Below are 17,499 nucleotides of genomic sequence, written 5' to 3'. Positions count from 1 at the left end.
CCCCAAGTTCGATCCTGCCTCTATGGCATGCGCAGCATGAACGGAATTTGAACAAGCCTGCGAAACCCTTGAGAGACAAGGTTTTTGGCCTTGTTTTTTCACCCTCGGCCAATAGCTGAAATCTACTGCAAAATGTGCCCCTAATGTCATCAATTCACATTTCCGATTGACAGGCAACGTGTTACTCTACTAAATCAATAGACAATTAGGCTGAGCGTCGGCAAAACGTCGCCGGTGCGGCTGCTTTTCCGCATTGCAGCGGCGGCGGAGAGATATTTGCTCCTATCGCGCCCGCTTTCGAAATGCCTTTTTCTGTCCGATCCGACCCCGACCTGCGATACTCCGGCCAACATCAAGGACAGGATCCCCATGACTGTTGCTGGCAATCCAAACGCTGAAGCGGAAACGCTGAACGCGAAACTCGCAGGCCTTGACCTTGCAGAGCGTCTGTCGCTTGTCGCCGGTCTCGGCGGCCGCGTCGTCTTCACGACCTCTCTCGGTATTGAGGACCAAGTCATCACCGCTGAGATCGGCAATCACCGCCTTCCGATCGATGTCGTGACGCTGCAGACCGGACGGCTGTTTCCGGAAACGCTCTCCCTGATCGACGAGACCGAGAAGCAGTATGACATCCACATCAGCCGCTACGAGCCTGAGCAGGCCGATATCGACGCCTATGCCGCCAAATATGGGCTCAACGGCTTCTACGAGAGCGTCGAAGCCAGGCATGCCTGTTGTGGCGTGCGCAAGCTGAAGCCGCTTGCGCGAGCCCTGGCAGGGGCGACGATCTGGATCACCGGTCTGCGCCGCGGCCAGTCGGCCAACCGCGCCGACACGCCGTTTGCCGAGTATGACGCCGAGCGTCATCTCATGAAGGTCAACCCGCTCGCTGACTGGGACCTCGACATCATCAAGGCCTACGTTGCCGACAACAGCGTGCCGGTCAATCCGCTGCACGCCCGCGGCTATCCCTCGATCGGCTGCGAGCCTTGCACCCGGGCGATCAAGCCCGGCGAGCCGGAACGCGCTGGCCGCTGGTGGTGGGAACAGGACGAAAAGCGTGAATGCGGTCTGCACGTGGCCGAAGAGGCTACGGCGATTTCCGCGCAACAATAATCCGTCGACTTCGGGATCGGAGCGCGGCTGCCGCCTGCGCTCCTCGAAGTCTGAAATGCACCTCATTCCGGACGTCTGCCTTCCGAGAATGATTGAAGTCTGGAGTTAGAAATGCCCGATAGCCGTCCGGATACGGAAATCAACAATCCCCGGAGCACGAAGCCGCCGCTCGACCCGCATTTGAAGGCGCTCGAAAACGAAGCGATCCACATTTTCCGTGAGGTCGCCGCCGAGTTCGAGAAGCCCGTCATGCTCTACTCGATCGGCAAGGACTCGTCCGTCCTGCTGCATCTTGCGCGCAAGGCATTCTATCCCGGTCGCGTCCCCTTCCCGCTGCTGCACGTCAACACCGGCTGGAAATTCCGCGAGATGATCGCTTTTCGAGATGAAACCGCGAAGAAATACGACCTCGACCTGATCGAGCACATCAATCCGCGCGGTGCGGCTGAAAACGTGACGCCGTTCACGCATGGCTCGGCAGCCTTCACCGACATCATGAAGACCGAAGGGCTGCGCCAGGCTCTCGATGCGGGCCAGTTCGATGCAGCCTTCGGCGGCGCGCGCCGCGACGAGGAGGCGAGCCGCGCCAAGGAGCGCATCTATTCCTTTCGCACGCCGGATCATCGGTGGGATCCGCGTAACCAGCGGCCGGAACTCTGGAATATCTATAACGGCCAGATCCGTAAGGGCGAAAGCGTTCGCGTCTTCCCGCTGTCGAACTGGACCGAGGTCGATATCTGGCGCTACATCCAGGCCGAAGACATTCCGCTGGTACCGCTCTACTTCGCCAAGAAGCGTCCCTATGTTGAGCGTGACGGCATGATGATCCTCGCCGAAGATCCACGGCTGGAACTGCTTCCCGGCGAAGTGCGCCAGGAAGGCATGATCCGTTTCCGCACCCTTGGCGATTTTCCGCTGACGGGCGCCATCCCATCGAAAGCGACCACGCTCGAAGAGGTGATCGCCGAACTCGAAATTGCCACGGTTTCCGAACGACAGGGCCGCGCCATCGACCGCGACCAGTCCGGCTCCATGGAAAAGAAGAAGCGTGAAGGATATTTCTGAGATGACCGCAGCCGTAACCGCCGCACACGCCCTTGCCGTGCCCGCCGCAGAACCTGCAACGGCGACGCGCGACGCGCGACCGCTGCGCCTCATCACCTGCGGCAGCGTCGACGATGGCAAGTCCACCCTGATCGGCCGCCTGCTGTGGGATACCAAGGCCGTCAAGGAAGACCAGGCCGCCACGCTCCAGCGCGATTCGACGGGCAAGCAGAATGATCTCGGCCTGCCTGATTTTGCCCTGCTGCTCGACGGCCTGCAGGCCGAGCGCGAACAGGGCATCACCATCGATGTCGCCTACCGCTACTTCTCGACCGACAAGCGCTCCTTCATCGTCGCCGACACGCCCGGCCACGAGCAATACACCCGCAACATGGCGACCGGCGCCTCGACTGCCGATCTCGCCATCCTGCTGGTCGATGCGCGCGCCGGCATTCTGGAACAGACCCGCCGCCACGCGACGATCGCCTCGCTGCTCGGCATCAAGCAGTTCGTGCTTGCCGTCAACAAGATCGACCTGACGAACTACGACCGTTCCGGCTTCGACAAGATCACCCATGAATTCCGCGAGTTCGCGCTGTCGCTCGGCGTCAAGCAGATCACCGCGATCCCGATGTCCGCCCTGAAGGGCGAGAACGTCGTCTATTCCGGTGAAACGTCGATGCCGTGGTATGCCGGCCCGACGCTGGTCGAAACCCTGGAGCTTGCCACCGTCCGCTCCTCGCAGGCGACGGGCTTCCGTTTCTCGGTGCAGCGCGTCTCGCGCCCCGGCGAAAGCTTCCGCGGCTACCAGGGCACGGTTGCCGGCGGTTCCGTCAAGCCGGGCGACAGCGTCATGATCCTGCCCTCAGGCATGGTCGCCAACGTCTCCAAGATCGTCACCTTCGATCTCGTGCGCAATGCCGCGGTTGCCGGTGACGCGATCACGCTGGTTCTCGACCGGCAGGTGGACGTCGCGCGTGGCGACATGATCGTCTCGATCGACAGCCAGCCGCAGGTCGGCCTCTCCTTCGACGCACAGATCGTTGCGCTGCAGCCGGAAGGCATCGAAGCCGGCAAGCGCTACTGGCTGAAGAGCGGCAGCCGCCGCCAGCGTGTGCAGGTGCAGCCATTGGCGCAGCTTGAGCTGAAGAGCGGTGCCTGGGTTCCCGTCGATACGCTCTACATGAATGCCATCGGCAAGGTGCGCCTCGCCTTCGACGAACAGGCAATCTTCGACCCCTATGAGCAGAACCGTGCATCCGGCTCGTTCATCCTGATCGACCCCGACACCAACAACACGGTGGCCGGTGGCATGGTGAGCGGAAAGCGCAGCGAACTCGGCGGCATCCACGGCGGCGACGCCCGCGTGATCCTGTCGCTGCCCGCCGACCTTGCCGACCAGATCATGGCGAGCGAACTCTTCGCCAACCGTCGCCACGAGGCGGAGGTGCGGCGCATGACCGCCGCCCAGGCCGCCGACCTCTGGTCGAATGCGGCAAGCGACATCTAGATGAAACGGCATAGGGGGCGAGGGTACTCGAGCGCACCCCTACCACACCACCCGGCATGCGGGTCCGCACCGGGCGGTTCGAGGGATGAGGTTTACGCGAACCTGGGCATTCCGAGTTGGTCTGCCCATTTGTTCGTGAGGACGGTGTTGATGAGCTTGGCGCTGTTGTGCCGCCAGCAACGCGAGTTTCCCGCCACCAGCAAAAACCGGGCCTGATCGGCCCCGTTTCTCTTCTTTTCCGTCTCTCTCCGCCTACCACAAAGGCATGTGGCGGTTGACGTCCTTGTAGAGCAGGTAGCGGAAGCGGCCGGGGCCACCGGCGTAGCAGGCCTGCGGGCAGAAGGCGCGCAGCCACATGAAGTCGCCCGCTTCGACCTCGACCCAATCCTTGTTGAGACGATAGACGGCCCTGCCCTCGAGCACATAGAGGCCGTGTTCCATGACATGCGTTTCCATGAAGGGGATCACGCCGCCTGGCTCGAAGGTGACGATGGTGACGTGCATGTCATAACGAAGATCGGCCGGGTCGATGAAGCGCGTCGTCGCCCAGGCGCCGTCCGTGTCGGGCATCGGCTGTGGCGGATGGTTTTCCTCATGCGTGAAGATCGCCGGTGGCGGTTCCAGGCCTTCGGCTTCCTGGAAGGCCTTGCGGATCCAATGAAACTTCACGGGTGCAGCACTCTTGTTCCACAAAGTCCAGCGGGAGCCGGCCGGCAGGAAGGCGAAAGAGCCGGGACGCATCGCATGTGACGCACCATCGAACTCGACGGTCATCTCGCCATCGACGACGAAAAGCACGCCTTCCGCTCGCCTTTCCGGCTCCGGCCTATCACTGCCGCCGCCCGGCTGCACTTCCATGATGTATTGCGAAAAGGTCTCTGAAAAGCCCGTCAACGGGCGGGAGATGACCCAGGCTCGCGTACCTTCCCAGTGCGGGAGATAGCTGGTGACAATGTCGGTCATGACGGTGCGGGGGATGACGGCATAAGCCGTCGTGAACACGGCCTTGCTGGACAGGAGTTCGGTCTGTGGCGGCAGGCCACCCATGTTGGAATAGAAGTTCGAGCTGCTCATTGGTTCACTTTTCACCGGCCGGGATTGTCAATCTGCTTTAAGCGCCGCATCTCTTCTAGGCAACCTTTAGATTGCCGCCGCCGCGCGTCAGAATGTCCGCGGCGCTTGGCTACCGCAGGAGGGACGTGATGAGTCTGGAAAAGCTTCGGGAAGACTATGTTCAGAGGGTCAAGGAGTACGAGAACAATCTCAAATCCATGACCGAGAATGACGTCAAGCACTTCCGCGCGGAGGCAGCCGGGCCGCTCTCCGATATCACCGAGCAGATCCGCAACGAGTATTATCGGCATATCGAGACCTATGCGACGTTGATTGCGGAAATCGATGCCATTCTCGGGGCATAGGACGCACGCGATGGATGTGATTTTCGGGATGTTGAAACCCTGGCCGAGTTCCTCGCTTTGCTTACGGCCCCGCGCCGAAGTTGACGCCAAAAAACGAAGAGGGCCTGCAAGGCTGCAGGCCCGATCGCGAGAATTCGGTGAGGCGCGGCCATGAAGACCGCGCCTCCTTTGCTCTTTAGGCTTCGTTGTAGGCTGCCACGACAGCGGCCAGCTGATCGTCATTCATTGCCTGGATCTGCGGTGTGGTGAAGGCGTTGGCGTGATCCTTGTCCAAGGCCGAGATGTCATCCGCAGAAAGTCCCGAGATCGCGCTGACGTCAATTGCGGCGATTTCGTCGACAGAGAACTTCGCTACGCCTTCCGGTGCCATCGCGCCGATCTGTGCAGCGTTCAGTCTAGCAGTCTGCGACAGCGTGATCCCTTCGATCTGAGCGACGCTCATTCCGGTGATCTGGGTTGCCTTCAGGCCGGTGATGGCCGTGTCGCTGAGCTTGCCGATCTGAGCGGCGGAGAGACCCGCGATCTGATCGTTGGTCAGCGCTCCGACCTGAGCTGCCGACAGTGCGCCGATCTGTTCATCGGTGAACTTGCCGAGTTGGCCTGCCGTAAAGCCGGTGATCTGCTGCGTGGTGACAGCCTTGATCTGATCGGCGCTGAGCTTGCCGACCTGGCTGTCGCTGAGAACACCGATGGCTTCGTTCTTCAGACCGCTGATCGACTTGGTGTTGATCGCGGCGACTGCGTCATCGGTCAGCTTGGTGACGTTGGCAGCGCTGAAGCCTGCGACCTGCAGCGCAGTCAGAAGGCCAGCTTGGCCTGCAGTAATGCCCGCCACCTGATCAGCGCTCATCGCGGTGATCTGGCTTGCCTTCAGACCGGTAACGGCCGTGTTGCTGAGCTTGCCAATCTGACCCGCAGTCAAGCCGCCGATCTGATCGTTGGTGAGCGCACCCACCTGGGCTGCCGACAGTGCACCGATCTGCGCATCGCTGAACTTGCCGATCTGAGTGGCCGTAAAGCCAGGGATCTGCGTCGATAGCAGACCAGAGATCTGATCGGTGCTGAGCTTGCCGATCTGGCTTTCGCTAAGGGCGGCAATCGCATCGTTCTTCAAGCCGTTGATCGCCTTTGCACCGATCGCTCCGATTTCGTCGTCGGAGAACTTGGCGATGTCTTCTGCACTCAGAGCACCCACCTGGGCTGCCGTCAGCGCACCTGCCTGAGTAGTGCTGACACCCTCGAGCTGCGTGTCGCTCATCGCGGTGATCTGCGTTGCCTTCAGACCTGCAACGGCCGTGTCGCTGAGTTTGCCGATCTGAGCGGCGGAGAGACCCGCGATCTGATCGTTGGTCAGCGCGCCGACCTGGGCTGCCGACAGGGCGCCGATCTGTTCATCGGTGAACTTGCCGAGCTGGCCTGCCGTAAAGCCGGTGATTTGCTGCGTGGTGACAGCCTTGATCTGATCGGCGCTGAGCTTGCCGACCTGGCTGTCGCTCAAGACAGCGATCGCCTCGTTCTTCAGGCTGCCGATGGCCTTGGTGCTGATGGCTGCAACGGCATCGTCGGTCAGCTTGGTGACGTTCGTGGCGCTGAAGCCTGCGACCTGTGCGGCGCTCAGCAGAGCACTCTGGCCCGCAGTGATGCCAGCAACGTGATCAGCGCTCATCGCAGTGATCTGCGTTGCCTTCAGACCAGCAACAGCGGTGTTGCTGAGCTTGCCGATCTGAGCGGCAGTCAGACCGCCGATCTGATCGTTGGTCAGCGCTCCGACCTGGGCTGCCGACAGCGCACCGATCTGTTCATCGGTGAACTTGCCGAGCTGGCCAGCCGTGAAGCCGGAAATCTGCTTCGGCGTCATTACCTTGATCTGATCGGCGCTGAGCTTGCCGACCTGGCTGTCGCTCAAGACAGCGATCGCCTCGTTCTTCAGGCTGCCGATGGCCTTGGTGCTGAGGGCTGCAACGGCATCGTCGGTCAGCTTGGTGACGTTCGTGGCGCTGAAGCCTGCGACCTGTGCGGCGCTCAGCAGAGCACTCTGGCCCGCAGTGATGCCAGCAACCTGATCAGCGCTCATCGCAGTGATCTGCGTTGCCTTCAGACCAGCAACAGCCGTGTTGCTGAGCTTGCCGATCTGACCTGCGGAAAGACCGCCGATCTGGTCGTTGGTCAGCGCTCCGACCTGAGCCGCCGACAGCGCACCGATCTGCGCATCGCTGAACTTGCCGATCTGGGTTGCCGTGAAGCTGGCGACCTGAGTCGATAGCAGACCAGAGATCTGATCGACGCTGAGCTTGCCGATCTGGCTTTCGCTAAGGGCGGCAATCGCATCGTTCTTCAAGCCGTTGATCGCCTTTGCACCGATCGCTCCGATTTCGTCGTCAGAGAACTTGGCAATGTCTTCAGCACTCAGAGCACCCACCTGGGCTGCCGTCAGCGCACCAGCCTGAGCAACGCTCAGACCTTCGAGCTGCGTGTCGCTCATCGCAGTGATCTGCGTTGCCTTCAGACCGCCAACGGCCGCGTTGCTGAGCTTGCCGATCTGAGCGGCAGTCAGACCGCCGATCTGATCGTTGGTCAGCGCTCCGACCTGGGCTGCCGACAGCGCACCGATCTGTTCATCGGTGAACTTGCCGAGCTGGCCAGCCGTGAAGCCGGAAATCTGCTTCGGCGTCATTACCTTGATCTGATCGGCGCTGAGCTTGCCGACCTGGCTGTCGCTCAAGACAGCGATCGCCTCGTTCTTCAGGCTGCCGATGGCCTTGGTGCTGATGGCTGCAACGGCATCGTCGGTCAGCTTGGTGACGTTCGTGGCGCTGAAGCCTGCGACCTGTGCGGCGCTCAGCAGAGCACTCTGGCCCGCAGTGATGCCAGCCACCTGATCAGCGCTCATCGCAGTGATCTGCGTTGCCTTCAGACCGGCAACAGCCGCGTTGCTGAGCTTGCCGATCTGACCTGCGGAAAGACCCGCGATCTGATCGTTGGTCAGCAAACCGACCTGGGCTGCCGTCAGCGCACCGATCTGTTCATCAGTGAACTTGCCGAGCTGGCCAGCCGTGAAGCCGGAAATCTGCTTCGGCGTCATCACCTTGATCTGATCGGCGCTGAGCTTGCCGATCTGGCTGTCGCTCAAGACAGCGATCGCTTCGTTCTTCAGGCTGCCGATGGCCTTGGTGCTGAGGGCTGCAACGGCATCGTCGGTCAGCTTGGTGACGTTCGTGGCGCTGAAGCCTGCGACCTGTGCGGCGCTCAGCAGAGCACTCTGGCCCGCAGTGATGCCAGCAACCTGATCAGCGCTCATCGCAGTGATCTGCGTTGCCTTCAGACCGCCAACGGCCTTGTCACCGAGCTTGCCGATCTGACCTGCGGAAAGACCCGCGATCTGATCGTTGGTCAGCGCTCCGACCTGGGCTGCCGTCAGCGCACCGATCTGTTCATCGGTGAACTTGCCGAGCTGGCCAGCCGTGAAGCCGGAAATCTGCTTCGGCGTCATCACCTTGATCTGATCGGCGCTGAGCTTGCCGACCTGGCTGTCGCTCAAGACAGCGATCGCCTCGTTCTTCAGGCTGCCGATGGCCTTGGTGCTGAGGGCTGCAACGGCATCGTCGGTCAGCTTGGTGACGTTCGTGGCGCTGAAGCCTGCGACCTGTGCGGCGCTCAGCAGAGCACTCTGGCCCGCAGTGATGCCAGCAACCTGATCAGCGCTCATCGCAGTGATCTGCGTTGCCTTCAGACCGGCAACAGCCGTGTTGCTGAGCTTGCCGATCTGACCTGCGGAAAGACCGCCGATCTGATCGTTGGTCAGCGAACCGACCTGGGCTGCCGACAGGGCACCGATCTGTTCATCGGTGAACTTGCCGAGCTGGCCAGCCGTGAAGCCGGAAATCTGCTTCGGCGTCATCACCTTGATCTGGTCGGCGCTGAGCTTGCCGACCTGGCTGTCGCTCAACACAGCGATGGCTTCGTTCTTCAGGCTGCCGATGGCCTTGGTGCTGAGGGCTGCAATTTCGTCGTCAGAGAACTTGGCAATGTCTTCAGCACTCAGAGCACCCACCTGGGCTGCCGTCAGCGCACCAGCCTGAGCAACGCTCAGACCTTCGAGCTGCGTGTCGCTCATCGCAGTGATCTGCGTTGCCTTCAGACCGCCAACGGCCGCGTTGCTGAGCTTGCCGATCTGAGCGGCAGTCAGACCGCCGATCTGATCGTTGGTCAGCGCTCCGACCTGGGCTGCCGACAGCGCACCGATCTGTTCATCAGTGAACTTGCCGAGCTGGCCAGCCGTGAAGCCGGAAATCTGCTTCGGCGTCATTACCTTGATCTGATCGGCGCTGAGCTTGCCGACCTGGCTGTCGCTCAAGACAGCGATCGCCTCGTTCTTCAGGCTGCCGATGGCCTTGGTGCTGAGGGCTGCAACGGCATCGTCGGTCAGCTTGGTGACGTTCGTGGCGCTGAAGCCTGCGACCTGTGCGGCGCTCAGCAGAGCACTCTGGCCCGCAGTGATGCCAGCAACCTGATCAGCGCTCATCGCAGTGATCTGCGTTGCCTTCAGACCGGCAACAGCCGTGTTGCTGAGCTTGCCGATCTGACCTGCGGAAAGACCCGCGATCTGGTCGTTGGTGAGCGAACCGACCTGGGCTGCCGACAGGGCACCGATCTGTTCATCAGTGAACTTGCCGAGCTGGCCAGCCGTGAAGCCGGAAATCTGCTTCGGCGTCATCACCTTGATCTGATCGGCGCTGAGCTTGCCGACCTGGCTGTCACTCAAGACAGCGATCGCTTCGTTCTTCAGGCTGCCGATGGCCTTGGTGCTGAGGGCTGCAATTTCGTCGTCAGAGAACTTGGCAATGTCTTCAGCACTCAGAGCACCCACCTGGGCTGCCGTCAGCGCACCAGCCTGAGCAACGCTCAGACCTTCGAGCTGCGTGTCGCTCATCGCAGTGATCTGCGTTGCCTTCAGACCGCCAACGGCCGCGTTGCTGAGCTTGCCGATCTGAGCGGCAGTCAGACCGCCGATCTGATCGTTGGTCAGCGCTCCGACCTGGGCTGCCGACAGCGCACCGATCTGTTCATCAGTGAACTTGCCGAGCTGGCCAGCCGTGAAGCCGGAAATCTGCTTCGGCGTCATTACCTTGATCTGATCGGCGCTGAGCTTGCCGACCTGGCTGTCGCTCAAGACAGCGATCGCCTCGTTCTTCAGGCTGCCGATGGCCTTGGTGCTGATGGCTGCAACGGCATCGTCGGTCAGCTTGGTGACGTTCGTGGCGCTGAAGCCTGCGACCTGTGCGGCGCTCAGCAGAGCACTCTGGCCCGCAGTGATGCCAGCAACCTGATCAGCGCTCATCGCAGTGATCTGCGTTGCCTTCAGACCGGCAACAGCCGTGTTGCTGAGCTTGCCGATCTGACCTGCGGAAAGACCCGCGATCTGATCGTTGGTCAGCGAACCGACCTGGGCTGCCGACAGGGCACCGATCTGTTCATCGGTGAACTTGCCGAGCTGGCCAGCCGTGAAGCCGGAAATCTGCTTCGGCGTCATCGCCTTGATCTGATCGGTGCTGAGCTTGCCGATCTGGCTGTCGCTCAAGACAGCGATCGCCTCATTCTTGAGACCGCTGATCGCCTTGGCGTTGATTGCACCGACTTCGTCGGCAGAGAACTTGGCAATATCGTCCGCACCGATGGAGCCGATCTGCGTCGCATTTAGGCCCTTGATCTGATCAACCGTGAGGCCTTCGATCTGGTCGGGAGTAAGAGCCGCAATCTGCGTGGCGCTGAAGGCTGCAATCTGATCGTTCCCCAGAGCCCCGATTTTCGTGGCGTCGAGTGCGGCAAGCAGTTCCGGCTTCAATCCTGCGATCGCGGTCGTTGAAATCGCGCCGAGCTGATCGGAGTCGAGCGCTTCGATATCTTCAGCCTCAAGGGCAGATATCTGATCTTTGTTGAAAATCTTGAGCTGCTCTGTGGAAAGCGCCGCGACATCCTCGGTAGAGAAGCCCTTAATCGTCTTTGCCGACAGAGATTTGATCTGGGTATTGGAAAGAGAAGAAACGATCGAGGTCATGAAATTGCCCTTGCACTGGCGTTAGCGGTAACGGTGTCTTTCGTCTCGCGTCTCGTCGCAAAAGCTGGCGCGCGCCAGTCCATAGGTGGAGGGTTCGCGCCGTGCACAACTGCATGGCCGGGACGCTTAGACAAAATATTTCGGAAGACATCGCTCGAAGGAGCTAATGTTTAGGATAAGGCATCATGCGCACGGTGCGTGAAGCGACCGTCTCCTAAACCTCGACATTCGACAGGACCACCCCGAACATCGTTGAGCCTAGACGATAAGATTCGTCATAGACTGACTGAGCAAACAATTATGCTGCAACCACTAATTATGAGTTAATGTACCATTACTCCCCTCAAGTTATGTCTCGTTTTGTGTAATGGCCGCGTAAATATCCGGACACGATCTCCCACTTGATAAGTCTGCGAAGTAATGTGCCCATTATGACTAGTCACCATCCCAAGATAGAAGTCCTGTGACCTGCAACTGCGAATTTCTTCCAGAATTGATTAGAGCTCGACCTTACAAAAAAGGACGAACGAATGAAGAAGCAGAGATTTACGCAAGAGCGATCATCGGCGTTTTGCGTGCGCAGGAAGCTGGCGCGAAGACGGCCGACCTTTGCGCAACCACGGCATGGAAGTGTCCGAGGCGAAGCGGTTGAAGGCGCTGGAAGATGAGAATGCCAGACTGAAGAAACTGCTTGCCGAGCAAATGCTGGCAGCCGCACTCCGCGAGCTTCTCCAAAAAAATGGTGGGGCCGGCCGCCAAGCGTGATGCCGTCACGCATCTGAAGGCCGTCATGGGTCTTTCGAAACGGCGGGCCTGCCAGATTATATCCGCCGACCGCAAGTCGATCCGCTACCGATCCTGCCGACCGCCGGAGGTCGAGTTGCGCGCGAATTTCGCAAATTCGCAAATGAACGACGGCGCTTTGGCTATCGTCACCGGGTAAGATGTATGGTTTCGGCTACTCAATTTGACCATAGGTAGGTCGAAGTCGGCACGCCCTACGAAACCAAATACCGGCAAATAGTGAGCGGCTTAGTGCAGAGTCTCCAGTGCAACCTTCGGTCTAACGACATTGCCCTCGGCGGATCACACACGCACAATGGTTTATCAGTCAGAAGCTTCCCAAAAAGCGCTTAGCATTCTTGGTGCTTTCGGCCTCCCCATCGTGCAAATTAAAACTTCCTTTTTTCGCTTCGCAAGGTGTCTCGTGCGGCCGGCCGTCCTGCCATACATCGAACACGGACATCGCAATGTCCCGATCTAGACCCCGCCAGCGCGCGCCTATGTTGCCGCAAGTTTGGCAGACTTGAAGGAAGGCATAAACGGGTCTGCCCCGATTCAATCCGGAGACATTTCAGGAGACGTAAATTCGGAGAGCGTTTCGGGAAAGCGACATTTCCTCTTTTAATTCAAGAGGTTATTGGCTGGTCGGAGTGGAGTGATTCGAACACTCGACCCCCACGTCCCGAACGTGGTGCGCTACCAGACTGCGCTACACTCCGTGACCAGCGGCGCCTCTATAGACCGGCCGATCCTATTGCGCAAGCACCAAAATTCAAAAGCCGGCGCATTTTTCGCCGGCGCGGTTGGCGCACCTCTGCGCGGGGCTAAGTGGAGCAAAAAGACACACTTGCGGCAAATTTTGCGTTTGCGAAGGCGGGCCGATTTTCTTTTGCCGGGTTCCGCGCTAAAGCGCTCGCCGGGACAAGCGGAAACCGCTGCAGGCCAGTGATTCCCGCCGTTGAATGCGCGACAACTTCAGGGACGATAGAATGACACTCCGCACCTTTGCCGCGGCTGGGCTTGCCATTGCGCTTGCCGGCTGCACGACGATTCCGACCTCCGCCGATCCGATCTCCAGCCGCTGGGTTGGTCAGTCGGCTGGCAAGTTCTTCGCCGCCTTCGGCCCGCCGATCAGCGACACCGAAAGCGGCTCCGGCGTCAACTACACCTGGAAGGGTGGCTACAAGACGGTGCGCGTTCCGGCGAAATATGCAGAGGGTGCCGATGGCAAGCGCGGCAAGCAGATCTCGCCCGCACGCACGCAGTACCTGCGCTGCCAGGCGGAAATCGCCACCAGCTCCGACTACACGATCCGCAGCATCCGCGTCGTCGGCGACATTCCCGGCGTGAACGGCCCGTCCTATTGCGCCGAGTTCCTGGCGCCGGCGCAACCCGCGCAGTAAGAGAGTCAGAGCAAGCGAATTTGGAAGGCGGCCCGACGGGTCGCCTTTTCGGTGAACGCAACCACCGATCATCAATCGACGGCCACACGCTTGGTCGCGTTCCCCTTTGGCTCGGCTCACTCGGCAAAGCTGGCTTCCGAGGTGAGCCCTCTGGCCGACAGATTGTTCAGAACCTCCGGCACCAACCTTTCAGACAAGCCGGCGATGAACGACCAGACGAGAAGCTTTGCCGAACCCTTTCGGTCCAAAAGTGTTACCTATGTCTCCGGTATGGACATGAGTCGGATGGCTGGGGCGCCAGGATTCGAACCTGGGAATGCCGGTACCAAAAACCGGTGCCTTACCGCTTGGCGACGCCCCACCAGAGCTTGAAAGCGGAGACCGCTTTCCAAATCGACGCCTGCTTAGCAAAGCTCGCCTGCCGTCACAATCATTAAGTTTCGGGCCGTGGCATATTTCTGTGCGCTTCTTGCGTCGCCATGCTAGGTCTCGGGTCAGCCGCCCAAGACGATCCGGAGTGATGATGAGCCAGTACCGCGCCCGCCCGCCTGCCCTCGCAACGCTGCTGCTCGACGATGCCGTGGTTCGGATCACGCGTTGGAATTTCGAGCCGGGGGCGGACACGGGCGTTCACACGCATGGTCTGGGCTACGTTGTCGTGCCGATGACCGATTGTCAATTTCTGCTTGAGGAAAAGGGCGAGAACCGCAGGGTCGATGTCGCCAAGGGCGCGGCCTACCGGCGCGATGCCGGCATCGAGCACAATGTCGTCAACGCCGGCGATCAGCCGATGTCCTTCATCGAGATCGAATACAAATAGATGGCAAGTCCCGAATTCAATCTGGCCTTCGAGCCGGCGTACGGCCAAGCCGTGCTAGTCGCCCCCGGCGTGCAGCGGATCACTGTCAACAATCCTAGCGCCTTCACGTTCCACGGCACCAACAGCTATATCGTCGGCCATCGGTCCACGGCGGTCATCGACCCCGGCCCAGAGGACGAGACGCATTTCCAGGCGTTGATGGCAGCGCTCAGGGGACGCGAGGTCACCCATATCTTCGTCAGCCATACGCATCGCGACCACTCCCCACTGTCTCGGCGCCTGCAGGCCGCTACCGGTGCGCAGATGGTTGCGGAGGGGCCGCACCGCGCAGCCCGTCCGCTGCACCAAGGCGAGGTCAATCCCTTCGCAGAGAGCTCGGACATGGATTTCCGGCCCGACATTGCGATCGGCGACGGAGAGACGATAGAGGGCGACGGATGGACGCTGACGGGCGTGCTGACGCCCGGGCATACCGCCAACCATGCGGCCTTCGCGCTCGAGGGGACGGGTATCCTATTTTCCGCCGATCATGTCATGGGATGGGCCACCTCCATCGTCGCGCCGCCAGACGGCTCGATGTCCGACTACATGACCTCCCTCGACAAGCTGATCGCCCGGCACGATCGCCTCCTGCTCCCGGGACACGGCGGCCCCGTCGGCAAGCCAATCTCGTTCATGCGGGCGCTCAAAACCCATCGGCGGATGCGCGAACGCGCCGTGCTCGGCCGCATCCGCGCCGGCGATCGCAATATTCCTGATATGGTGAAGGTGATCTATCGCGAGACCGATCCGCACCTGCATGGCGGCGCCGCCCTCTCGGTGCTTGCCCATATCGAGGATCTCATAGAGCGCGGCGAGATCGAAACAGACGGCCCGCCTGCTCTTCTCGGATCGTACCGACCTGCGACGCGGAGATAGCCGATGCGCGATGCCTACAGTTATCGCGCCGATGCCGCTGTGCCGGCCTTTGCCGATGACAAGCCGCTCATCGTCTTCGATGGACAGTGCGTGTTCTGCTCCGCTTGGGTCCAGTTCGTTCTGAGGCATGACAAGGCGAAGCGTTATCGCTTCCTCGCTGCGCAGTCGCCTCTTGGGGACGCGCTTTACCGGCACTATGGACTGAACGAGCGCGACTACGAGACCAACATCCTGATCGAAGACGGGAGCGCCCATTTCAAGTCGAGAGGCACAATCCAGATGCTTGCAGGGCTCGGCTTTCCTTGGTCCCTGGTCAATATCCTTCGGGTACTGCCGCAGGGAGGTGCCGACAGGCTCTACGAATTTATGGCCCGCAACCGGCTTCGAATTGCCGGCCAACGCCAGACCTGCTTCGTGCCGAGCCCGGAGCTGAGGGACCGCTTCCTGGGATAGGTGTCCGGCGGCGAAGGCCGCTCAACCGATCGCCAAAATGCGGACCGACTAGCTGCCGGCGATGCCGAGCAATTCGGAATCGAGAGCCTTCAGATAGTCCTCAGCGATATCGGCGCTGAGGCCAAGGTCGTGCGGGCCATAGCGCGAGGCGACGCGAACGTCGACGAGGGTCGTTTCTGCTTCTTCGCGCAGGCGGATGACGATGTCGAAACGTAGGCCGAGGACGAGGGTGCGGGTTTCGCCCTGCAGCGTCACGCCATTAGCCCGGCGAATCAATAGCGCCACATCGTCGTCATAGGGCCGCGGTGTCGGGATCGGCACGGCCTCCGGCGCTTCGGCAACCGCGCCTTCGTCCGGCTGCGGCTTCGACGGCCGGTCTTCGAGATCGCGGCTTGGCTCGCTGTCGCCGTCGGCGCGGGTGATACGGATGCCGCTCTGCTTGGCGACCTTCTTGACGGCTTCGAGCACACGGTCGATCGCGCCGTCGTAGCGACGGCCGGTGAGTTCCGGATAGGCTTCGAGCTGCTTTTCACGGTCCTCCGGCGTCACCGCCGGCTGGCGCTTCAGCCAGATTTGATCGGCGTTCGGCGTCTTCAGCCAATCCGGCGTGGAGACGAGATCGGTCGATACGTCATAGATGGCCGGCAGCATGAAATAACGCTCGGCCGCAATCGCGCCGATCGCAAGCGGAAGAGCAGCAAAAATCAGGGCTTTCAGCGCATCAAGCCCGCCTTCGGCGCCGGTCAGCCAAAGGCTGCGCAGCCCGGCAACGGCAAGCAGCGCCGCCAGCAGCGCGAAACCGGCCGAAACGAGCAGAACCAGCACCAGGTATGGCGTGACAAGGCCGGCGAAGCGGTGACCAACCAGAGCCGCAAGGCAGAGAACCAGTGCAAATGCCCCGAAACGCCGCGAGAAGCGGGCGGCATTTGAAACGGGGCGGTCGAAACGGATTGCCATCAAACTTACCGGTTACTCGCAAGCGGCGCGTCCTGCATGAACGCGCAAAAATCGCCCTCGACTTGTTTAGTGCAAGATTCGCCTAAATTGAAACTGTTGTGTCGATCCGGGGGGCGCAATCCACGAAGAAGACGACAATGGCGTGCGTGAGCATTTTCTGATATTTCTTGATTTGCGGTTGTGTGGTTTGCGCCGCACCGACCAACAGGAGAAGGGCAATGATTGCACCGGAGCTTGCATCGGGAACCCAGGCGCCGACGCTGGGGCGAGCCGATCATGCGGATCCACTTCTGCCGATGGAGCTTCTGGAACTGGAATTGTCGCTCGACGGATACGACGGCAAAGCCGACTTCTGCGAGACGGTCCGCGTGGCTTCGGCTAAGGCCGGCGGAGAACTTCTCTTCGATCTTCCGGCCGAAGGATTGATGGACGACTGCAAGCGGATTGCCGTGCTTCGTATCCCCTCGTCCGAACAGCAGATGCGCGTCGTTCTTGCCGTGCTCGATCACAGCGGCACCGAAATCCGCATGGAAGCGCCGGACCCTGCCACAGCCCACCTCGTCCGTTTCGCGGAGGCCTTCGTCAAGGTCCTCGAACGGTTCTGACCTAGTCGCGCTGGGCTGCCGCCTCCGCGACGCTGCGGAATGGGAATTTTCGCCCGCATTCGCACCTGATCATGCAGGTTTCCTGATGATTGGATGCGCGCTGGACGAAGAAGCCACGCGGCAGGTGATCGACGCCGAAGCCCGGATGCTTGCGTTTTGGATCGTCGATCTCGGAGGCTTCTGCAAAGCCGGTATTGCCGCATTGCGGACAGGTCAGTTTCTTCGAGAATCGATCGCGCAGTGCCATGCTTGCCTTCCAATGTCGTCCGAGCCGCCTTCTTACAGACGATCCCCGTCCGGCGAAAGCCGTCCGCGCCAAGTTGGGTGGCTGGGCGCGATCCCAAGGAGCAACCATCAACCCTAAGCCATTCTTTTAGTTGACTGTAAGCCGCGATCGGCGTCATCTGACCGTGGGAA

General features: G+C 60.7%; 14 protein-coding genes, 2 tRNA genes and 1 pseudogene. 10 read left to right on the top strand and 7 right to left on the bottom strand.

What is annotated here, in order from left to right:
- Nucleotides 1-369 precede the first annotated feature (369 nt).
- From ACSQ9D_RS03155 to cysN, 3 genes are all read left to right on the top strand, one after another.
- A complete protein-coding gene (locus tag ACSQ9D_RS03155; protein ID WP_436281119.1) occupies nt 370-1,116 on the top strand; it encodes a phosphoadenylyl-sulfate reductase in 747 nt (248 codons plus the stop codon).
- A 111-nt stretch (nt 1,117-1,227) separates the two neighbouring features.
- Nucleotides 1,228-2,181: a sulfate adenylyltransferase subunit CysD gene (cysD, locus tag ACSQ9D_RS03150; RefSeq protein WP_436281118.1), complete on the top strand. Its 954-nt coding sequence runs from the start codon at nt 1,228-1,230 to the stop codon at nt 2,179-2,181.
- Nucleotide 2,182: 1 nt separating this feature from the next.
- Nucleotides 2,183-3,670, top strand: a complete 1,488-nt coding sequence (cysN, locus tag ACSQ9D_RS03145; protein ID WP_436281117.1) for a sulfate adenylyltransferase subunit CysN — start codon at nt 2,183-2,185, stop codon at nt 3,668-3,670.
- A 252-nt stretch (nt 3,671-3,922) separates the two neighbouring features.
- Here the strand turns inward: cysN and ACSQ9D_RS03140 are convergent, their stop codons facing one another.
- Nucleotides 3,923-4,744 carry a bifunctional allantoicase/(S)-ureidoglycine aminohydrolase gene (locus ACSQ9D_RS03140; RefSeq protein WP_436281116.1) on the bottom strand — a complete coding sequence of 274 codons (822 nt, stop codon included), beginning with the start codon at nt 4,742-4,744 and terminating at the stop codon, nt 3,923-3,925.
- A gap of 128 nt (nt 4,745-4,872) precedes the next feature.
- On the opposite strand from ACSQ9D_RS03140, the gene ACSQ9D_RS03135 reads away from it, so the two are divergent.
- Nucleotides 4,873-5,088, top strand: a complete 216-nt coding sequence (locus ACSQ9D_RS03135; RefSeq protein WP_436281115.1) for a hypothetical protein — start codon at nt 4,873-4,875, stop codon at nt 5,086-5,088.
- 175 nt (nt 5,089-5,263) lie between these two features.
- Here the strand turns inward: ACSQ9D_RS03135 and ACSQ9D_RS03130 are convergent, their stop codons facing one another.
- Nucleotides 5,264-11,143 carry a beta strand repeat-containing protein gene (locus ACSQ9D_RS03130; protein ID WP_436281114.1) on the bottom strand — a complete coding sequence of 1,960 codons (5,880 nt, stop codon included), beginning with the start codon at nt 11,141-11,143 and terminating at the stop codon, nt 5,264-5,266.
- 530 nt (nt 11,144-11,673) lie between these two features.
- Here ACSQ9D_RS03130 and ACSQ9D_RS03125 point away from each other — a divergent pair.
- Nucleotides 11,674-12,076 (top strand): annotated as a pseudogene (locus ACSQ9D_RS03125) (IS3 family transposase); the annotation flags it as partial.
- A gap of 492 nt (nt 12,077-12,568) precedes the next feature.
- On the opposite strand, the gene ACSQ9D_RS03120 reads toward ACSQ9D_RS03125, so the two are convergent.
- Nucleotides 12,569-12,645: transfer RNA gene (locus ACSQ9D_RS03120), tRNA-Pro, on the bottom strand.
- A gap of 270 nt (nt 12,646-12,915) precedes the next feature.
- On the opposite strand from ACSQ9D_RS03120, the gene ACSQ9D_RS03115 reads away from it, so the two are divergent.
- The gene (locus ACSQ9D_RS03115; RefSeq protein WP_436281113.1) at nt 12,916-13,329 is read left to right on the top strand and encodes a hypothetical protein; all 414 of its coding nucleotides are present in this window, start codon (nt 12,916-12,918) and stop codon (nt 13,327-13,329) included.
- Between the two features lie 116 nt (nt 13,330-13,445).
- Here ACSQ9D_RS03115 and ACSQ9D_RS03110 read toward each other — a convergent pair whose 3' ends face one another.
- On the bottom strand, nt 13,446-13,577 hold the full coding sequence (locus tag ACSQ9D_RS03110) for a hypothetical protein (RefSeq protein WP_436281112.1): 132 nt from the start codon (nt 13,575-13,577) through the stop codon (nt 13,446-13,448).
- A 38-nt stretch (nt 13,578-13,615) separates the two neighbouring features.
- A tRNA-Gln gene (locus ACSQ9D_RS03105) sits at nt 13,616-13,690 on the bottom strand.
- A gap of 162 nt (nt 13,691-13,852) precedes the next feature.
- Here ACSQ9D_RS03105 and ACSQ9D_RS03100 point away from each other — a divergent pair.
- From ACSQ9D_RS03100 to ACSQ9D_RS03090, 3 genes are read left to right on the top strand one after another with little or no spacing between them, the layout of a single operon-like run.
- Nucleotides 13,853-14,149: a cupin domain-containing protein gene (locus ACSQ9D_RS03100; protein ID WP_436281111.1), complete on the top strand. Its 297-nt coding sequence runs from the start codon at nt 13,853-13,855 to the stop codon at nt 14,147-14,149.
- The gene (locus ACSQ9D_RS03095) at nt 14,150-15,067 is read left to right on the top strand and encodes an MBL fold metallo-hydrolase (protein WP_436281110.1); all 918 of its coding nucleotides are present in this window, start codon (nt 14,150-14,152) and stop codon (nt 15,065-15,067) included. It begins immediately after the preceding gene.
- 3 nt (nt 15,068-15,070) lie between these two features.
- Nucleotides 15,071-15,520, top strand: a complete 450-nt coding sequence (locus ACSQ9D_RS03090; protein WP_436281109.1) for a thiol-disulfide oxidoreductase DCC family protein — start codon at nt 15,071-15,073, stop codon at nt 15,518-15,520.
- 48 nt (nt 15,521-15,568) lie between these two features.
- Here the strand turns inward: ACSQ9D_RS03090 and ACSQ9D_RS03085 are convergent, their stop codons facing one another.
- On the bottom strand, nt 15,569-16,477 hold the full coding sequence (locus ACSQ9D_RS03085) for a DUF1499 domain-containing protein (protein WP_436281108.1): 909 nt from the start codon (nt 16,475-16,477) through the stop codon (nt 15,569-15,571).
- 218 nt (nt 16,478-16,695) lie between these two features.
- Here ACSQ9D_RS03085 and ACSQ9D_RS03080 point away from each other — a divergent pair, with 218 nt between their 5' ends.
- Nucleotides 16,696-17,082 (top strand): hypothetical protein, encoded by a 387-nt coding sequence (locus ACSQ9D_RS03080; RefSeq protein ID WP_037122676.1) that lies wholly within the window; start codon nt 16,696-16,698, stop codon nt 17,080-17,082.
- 1 nt (nt 17,083) lies between these two features.
- Here the strand turns inward: ACSQ9D_RS03080 and ACSQ9D_RS03075 are convergent, their stop codons facing one another.
- Nucleotides 17,084-17,329, bottom strand: a complete 246-nt coding sequence (locus ACSQ9D_RS03075) for a hypothetical protein (RefSeq protein ID WP_037122679.1) — start codon at nt 17,327-17,329, stop codon at nt 17,084-17,086.
- Between the last annotated feature and the right edge of the window lie 170 nt (nt 17,330-17,499).

It is taken from the genome of Rhizobium sp. LjRoot258 (assembly GCF_964254185.1).
Taxonomy (GTDB): Bacteria; Pseudomonadota; Alphaproteobacteria; order Rhizobiales; family Rhizobiaceae; genus Rhizobium.
The sequence above is the reverse complement of the archived record's forward strand: the minus strand, read 5'-3'. Positions and strand labels throughout refer to the sequence as shown.